The sequence below is a fragment of the Actinacidiphila sp. bgisy160 genome, assembly GCF_965342435.1.
GTDB lineage: Bacteria > Actinomycetota > Actinomycetes > Streptomycetales > Streptomycetaceae > Actinacidiphila.
Window position 1 is genome coordinate 210,670 of sequence record NZ_CBDRCM010000004.1, and the last position, 6,183, is coordinate 216,852.

A 6,183-nucleotide genomic window follows, 5' to 3' on the forward strand; every position below is an offset into this window, starting at 1 on the left:
TCACATCTCGGGCCGCAGACGGGCTCCAGGGGCGTCGGTACGGTCGGCCACGGCCGGGTCGGCGCCCTTGCGCGTTCCCGTCGCGCTGCCCTTGCGCCACTCGCTCCAGGACAGGTTCCAGTCGCCGAAGCCGTTCCCGAAGGCGGGCATGTCGTCGCCCAGGCTGTTGACGACCGAGACGAGGTCTCCGACGCGCACGTTGTCGAAGAACCAGTGGGCGTTCTCGGTGCTCATGCCGACGCAGCCGTGGCTGACGTTGGCGATCCCCTGCGAGCCCACCGACCAGGGCGCCGCGTGCACGTACTCACCGCTCCAGGTGACCCGGGTGGCCCACTGGACGGGCAGGTCGTAGGAGTCGGAGCTGCCCGAGGCGATACCGACGGTCTCGCTGCGCATCCGTACGTTGGCCTCCTGTCCGAGCACCACCTTGATGCCGTTGCGGGTGGAGAACCCCGGCTTGCCGGTGGTCACCGGGATGGTGCGGACGAGCTTGCCGTTGCGCTTGAAGGTCATGGTGTGCCTCGCGGCGTCGGTGACGGCCTCGATGCGGTCGCCGGTGCGCAGCGTCAGGGGCTTGACGTCACCCCCGTAGAGCGAGCCCTTGATGTGCACGTTGTTCAGGGTGCTGCGCACGTCGATGCGGGCGTGCGCGGGCCAGTAGGTACGGGGACGGTAGTGCAGGGTCTTGTCGTCGACCCAGTACCAGGCGCCCTCGTCGGCCGCGGGTGAGGCGTTGACGTGCAGGTTGCGCTCGACGACGCTCCGGCCGAGGGTGTCCTTGACCGGGGCGCTCAGCTCGGCGGTGATGGGCTGGCCGACGCCGTAGGTGCCGCTCTCCGGGCCGAAGGTGACCTTCAGGTGGCGCTTGGTACCCGTGGTGTCGACGGCGAGCGTCCTGCGTCCCTGGTGGCCCTTCGCGTCCTCGGTGGTCACTTTGACGACGTAGTGCGCCGCGGCGGAGAGCTTCGAGGTGCTGCGCCAGCGCTTGCCGTCCGCGGACAGGCGGCCGCTCACGTAGCGTCCGGAACCGTCGGTGGCCGTCACGTCGGTGATGCGGTTGCCCTCACCCTTGACGGTGATTTCCAGCGGCTTCTTGGGGTCGGCCTTCTTCGACCCGGCGGCTCCCCCGGTCCACACGACCTGGCCGGCGGCATCGTAGGGGGCGGTGGCGAGGGGATCGCCGCCGCCCGAACAGGAGGCCAGCGGCGCGGAGAGTGTCACTGCGGCGATCGCGGTCGCCATGCGGCGCGGAGAAAAGTGACCCATGGTCACCACGCTAAGCAGAGATGATCTACGCCGCTCGTCGAGCGCGTACGAACGGGCGATGGCCCGGACCCCCGCTCGGGGTCCGGACCATCGTGGTGCGGTGCGTGGGCGCCGGGGCGCTCACTGGGTGCGGTTCTCGCCCCGGTAGTACTCGAAGACCCAGCCCCACAGGCCGACGAGGATGAACGGCGACGCGAAGTAGATCAGCCACCAGCCGAAGATGATGCCCAGGAAGGCCAGGGCGCCACCGAAGGCCAGCAGCAGCGGCTGCCAGCTGTGCGGGCTGAAGAAGCCCAGCTCGCCGGAGTCGTCCGCGACGTCCGCGTCCTCGCGGTCCTGGGCGCCGGTGTCGGCGCGCCGGGCGGTGAAGGCCAGGTAGAACCCGACCATCACGGAGAGGCCGAAGGAGAGGAACAGCGCCGTGGTGCCGACCGGCTCCTTGGACCACAGGCCGTAGACCACGGCCATGCCCAGAAAGAAGACGGACAGCCACAGGAACAGCTTGCCCTGGAACTTCACTTGCCGCTCTCCTTCTCATCGCCGCCGGAGACGGCCGGAGCCGCGCCGACGTTCTCCAGCTGGTCCAGAGCGGCGATCTCCGGGTGGTGGAGGTCGAACGCCGGGGATTCGGACCGGATGCGCGGCAGCGTGAGGAAGTTGTGCCGCGGCGGCGGGCAGGAGGTCGCCCACTCCAGCGAGCGGCCGTAGCCCCACGGGTCGTCGACCTCTACGGGCTTGCCGTACCTGGCGGTCTTCCACACGTTGTAGATGAACGGCAGCATCGACAGACCCAGCAGGAAGGAGCTGATGGTCGAGATGGTGTTCAGCGTGGTGAAGCCGTCCGCGTTCAGGTAGTCCGCGTAGCGGCGGGGCATGCCCTCGGCACCCAGCCAGTGCTGGACGAGGAAGGTGCCGTGGAAGCCGAAGAACAGCGTCCAGAAGGTGATCTTGCCCAGACGCTCGTCGAGCATCTTGCCGGTGAACTTCGGCCACCAGAAGTGGAAGCCGGAGAACATCGCGAAGACGACCGTTCCGAAGACGACGTAGTGGAAGTGCGCCACGACGAAGTAGGAGTCGGAGACGTGGAAGTCCAGCGGCGGCGAGGCCAGGATGACACCGGTCAGACCACCGAAGGTGAAGGTGATCAGGAAGCCGATCGCCCAGAGCATCGGTGTCTCGAAGCTCAGTGAGCCCTTCCACATGGTGCCGATCCAGTTGAAGAACTTCACACCGGTCGGTACCGCGATCAGGAAGGTCATGAAGGAGAAGAACGGCAGCAGCACACCACCGGTGACGTACATGTGGTGGGCCCACACCGTCGCCGAGAGGCCGGCGATGGAGATCGTCGCCGCGATGAGGCTGACGTAGCCGAACATCGGCTTCCGGGAGAAGACCGGAATGACCTCACTGATGATGCCGAAGAACGGTAGCGCGATGATGTACACCTCTGGGTGCCCGAAGAACCAGAAGAGGTGTTGCCAGAGCAATGCGCCGCCGTTGGCGGCGTCGAACACATGCGCACCGAACTTCCGGTCGGCCTCCAGGGCCAGCAGCGCCGCGGCCAGCACGGGGAAGGCGAAGAGCACCAGCACACCGGTGAGCAGCACGTTCCAGGTGAAGATCGGCATCCGGAACATCGTCATGCCGGGAGCGCGCATGCAGATGATCGTGGTGATGAAGTTGACCGAGCCGAGGATCGTGCCGAAGCCGGAGAACGCCAGACCCATGATCCACAGGTCGCTGCCGATGCCCGGCGAGCGGACCGCGTCGGTCAGCGGGGCGTAGGCGAACCAGCCGAAGTCGGCGGCGCCGTTCGGGGTCAGGAAGCCTGCGACCGCGATCAGTGAGCCGAACAGGTAGAGCCAGTAGGCGAACATGTTCAGCCGCGGGAACGCGACGTCCGGGGCGCCGATCTGCAGCGGCATGATCCAGTTCGCGAAGCCGGCGAAGAGCGGGGTCGCGAACATCAGCAGCATCACGGTGCCGTGCATCGTGAAGAGCTGGTTGAACTGCTCGTTGGACACCACCTGAGTGCCCGGGCGGGCGAGCTCGGCGCGCATGACGAGCGCCATCACACCGCCGATGAGGAAGAAGAAGAACGACGTCGCCAGATAGAGCGTGCCGATCGTCTTGTGGTCGGTGGTGGTCAGCCACTTGACGATGACATTGCCGGGCTGCTTGGTGCGGACCGGCAGCTCGTCCGCGTACATGTCGCCGTGCGCGGCGGCCGCACCGTGGGGTTCGTTGAGAATGCTCACTGGGTCTTGGTCTCCGCGTTCTTGGCGTTGCCGGTGGTGGCAATGCCTGCCGGGACGTAACCGGTCTGCCCCTTCTTCGCCAGGTCCTTCAGGTGCTGCTTGTAGGCCTCCGGGGAGACGACCTTGACGTTGAAGAGCATCCGGGAGTGGTCCACACCGCACAGCTCGGCGCACTTGCCCACGAAGGTGCCCTCCTTGTTGGGAGTCACCTGGAAGACGTTGGTGTGGCCGGGGATGACGTCCATCTTCATCAGGAAGGGGACCACCCAGAAGGAGTGGATGACGTCACGCGAGGTGAGGACGAACCGGACCGACTCGCCCTTGGGGAGCCACAGGGTCGGGCCCGGGTTGCCGGTGTCCTGGTCCTTGGAGGCGGGCGTGCCGAAGTCGTAGACGCCGTCGGCGCCCGCGGGCGCGTCCAGCTTCTTCGCCGGGATGGAGGAGAGCTCCGCGGGGACCTTGCCGGCGGCGGGGGTCGACGGGTTGCCGTCCACGTCCTCGACGTAGTTGAAGGCCCAGCTCCACTGGAAGCCGACCACGTTGACGACGTGGTCGGGGCGCGCCGAGGTCTCCAGCAGCTTGGACTCGTCCCGGGCGGTGAAGTAGAAGAGCACCGAGATGATGACCAGCGGGACCGTGGTGAAGAGCGCCTCGATCGGCATGTTGTAGCGGACCTGGGGCGGGATCTCCACCTTGGTGCGGCTGCGCCGGTGGAAGATGATGCTCCAGATGATCAGACCCCACACGAGCACGCCGACCGCGAGCGCGGCAGCCCAGGAGCCCTGCCAGAGCGACAGGATGATCGGGGCCTCTTTGGTGACGGGGCTGGGCATGCCGAGGCGGGGGAAGTCCTCGTATGTGCAACCGGTGGCGGTCGCAAGGACCAGGCCCGCGGCCAGCGCCTGCGGCAGAATCCGCCGCATCGGGCGCCGCGACGAGCGGTCGGAGCCGTAGGGACTCACGTAGCGCCTTCCCGAGAGTCTCGCCCGCGCGCGTCCGGAGTCCCGGCCTGTGCTGGTCGGTCGCCCTGGCGCGGGCAGTGGTGTGGATGTTTATGCGGACCAAACCCTACTGGACTCGATTTTGGGGCGCGCGGGGAGGGGGGCCAACGCGCCGGGGCGGCCCCCGAAGGGGTGTCGGGCACCGCCGCGCACCTGCGGAGGGCCCCGTTTCGGGCGCTTTTGACTGGTCCCCAGACGCTCGGGGCGGGGCCGGGGCGTAGCGTGCACCACGTGCCCTACTTCGACGCCGCGTCCGCCGCACCACTGCATCCCGTCGCCCGGCAGGCCCTCCTCGCCGCGCTCGACGAGGGGTGGGCCGATCCCTCCCGGCTCTACCGCGAGGGGCGCCGCGCACGGCTGCTGCTCGACGCCGCCCGGGAGGCCGCCGCCGACGCCGTCGGGTGCCGTCCGGACGAACTCGTTTTCACTCCTTCGGGTACACGTGCCGTGCACGCGGGGGTGGCCGGGGCGCTCGCCGGCCGGCGCCGGGTCGGCCGGCACGTGGTCGTCTCCGCCGTCGAACACTCCTGCGTGCTGCACGCGGTGGACGACGCCGATGTCACGGAGGTGGGCACGGACCGCACGGGTCTGGTCGACGCCGGCGCCTTCGGTGCCGCGCTGCGCGAGGACACCGCGCTGGCCTGCCTGCAGTCCGCCAACCACGAGGTCGGCACCGTGCAGCCGGTCGACGAGGCCGCGGAGCTGTGCCGGGCGGCGGGGGTGCCGCTGCTCGTCGACGCCGCCCAGTCGCTGGGCTGGGGCGCGGTGGCGGGCGGCTGGTCGCTGCTGACCGCGAGCGCCCACAAGTGGGGCGGGCCGTCCGGGGTGGGCCTGCTGGCGGTCCGCAAGGGCACCCGCTTCGCCGTCCAGGGGCCCGCGGACGAACGGGAGTCGGGGCGCGCGCCCGGTTTCGAGAACCTGCCCGCGATCGTCGCCGCGGCGGCCTCCCTGCGGGCGGTGCGCGCCGAGGCGTCCGCGGAGGCGGCGCGGCTGTCCGCCCTGGTCGACCGCATCCGCACCGCGGTGCCCGAACTCGTCCCGGACGTCGAGGTGGTGGGCCACCCCGAGCTGCGGCTGCCGAACGTGGTGACCTTCTCCTGCCTCTACGTGGACGGCGAGGCACTGCTGCACGAACTGGACCGGGAGGGCTTCTCCGTCTCCTCCGGGTCGTCGTGCACGTCCAGCACGCTGACGCCCAGCCATGTCCTGAAGGCGATGGGTGTGCTGTCCGAGGGGAACGTGCGGGTCTCGCTGCCGGCGGGGGCGGAGGCGGGCGACGTGGACCGCTTCCTCGAGGTGCTGCCGGGGGTGGTGCGGACGGTGCGGGAGCGGCTCGGCGCGCCGGCGTCCGGCCCCGCGGCGGGGGCGGTACGGACGGCGGAGGCGGGGGCGGAGGGCGAGCCCGACCTCGTCGTGGACTCCCTCGGCAAGCGGTGCCCGATCCCGGTCATCGAGCTGGCGAAGGTCATCGGGGACGTGCCGCTGGGCGGCGTCGTGTCGGTGCTCTCCGACGACGAGGCCGCCCGGCTCGACATCCCCGCGTGGTGCGACATGCGCGAGCAGGAGTACCTCGGCGCGCACGCGGCGCCCCGGGGCGTCGCCTACTGGGTGCGTCGCGTCTCCTGACGAACCCGGCGGTCGTGGGGGGGGGGGGGGGG

General features: G+C 69.6%; 5 protein-coding genes. 1 reads left to right on the top strand and 4 read right to left on the bottom strand.

Translation table 11 applies throughout. The features are described 5' to 3' along the window. From ACRWNP_RS06615 to ctaC, 4 genes are all read right to left on the bottom strand, one after another. The gene (locus ACRWNP_RS06615; protein ID WP_431960027.1) at positions 1–1,266 is read right to left on the bottom strand and encodes an Ig-like domain-containing protein; all 1,266 of its coding nucleotides are present in this window, start codon (positions 1,264–1,266) and stop codon (positions 1–3) included. A 120-nt stretch (positions 1,267–1,386) separates the two neighbouring features. Next, positions 1,387–1,785 (bottom strand): cytochrome c oxidase subunit 4, encoded by a 399-nt coding sequence (locus ACRWNP_RS06620; RefSeq protein WP_431960028.1) that lies wholly within the window; start codon positions 1,783–1,785, stop codon positions 1,387–1,389. Continuing rightward, entirely contained in the window at positions 1,782–3,524 is a 1,743-nt protein-coding gene (gene ctaD, locus ACRWNP_RS06625; RefSeq protein ID WP_431960030.1) for an aa3-type cytochrome oxidase subunit I, read from the bottom strand. The genes ACRWNP_RS06620 and ctaD overlap by 4 nt, the downstream gene beginning before the upstream one ends. Continuing rightward, the gene (ctaC, locus tag ACRWNP_RS06630) at positions 3,521–4,486 is read right to left on the bottom strand and encodes an aa3-type cytochrome oxidase subunit II (RefSeq protein ID WP_431960031.1); all 966 of its coding nucleotides are present in this window, start codon (positions 4,484–4,486) and stop codon (positions 3,521–3,523) included. The genes ctaD and ctaC overlap by 4 nt, the downstream gene beginning before the upstream one ends. A gap of 270 nt (positions 4,487–4,756) precedes the next feature. Between ctaC and ACRWNP_RS06635 the strand changes: the two genes are divergently transcribed. After that, the gene (locus ACRWNP_RS06635; protein ID WP_431960032.1) at positions 4,757–6,151 is read left to right on the top strand and encodes a cysteine desulfurase/sulfurtransferase TusA family protein; all 1,395 of its coding nucleotides are present in this window, start codon (positions 4,757–4,759) and stop codon (positions 6,149–6,151) included. Positions 6,152–6,183 lie beyond the last annotated feature (32 nt).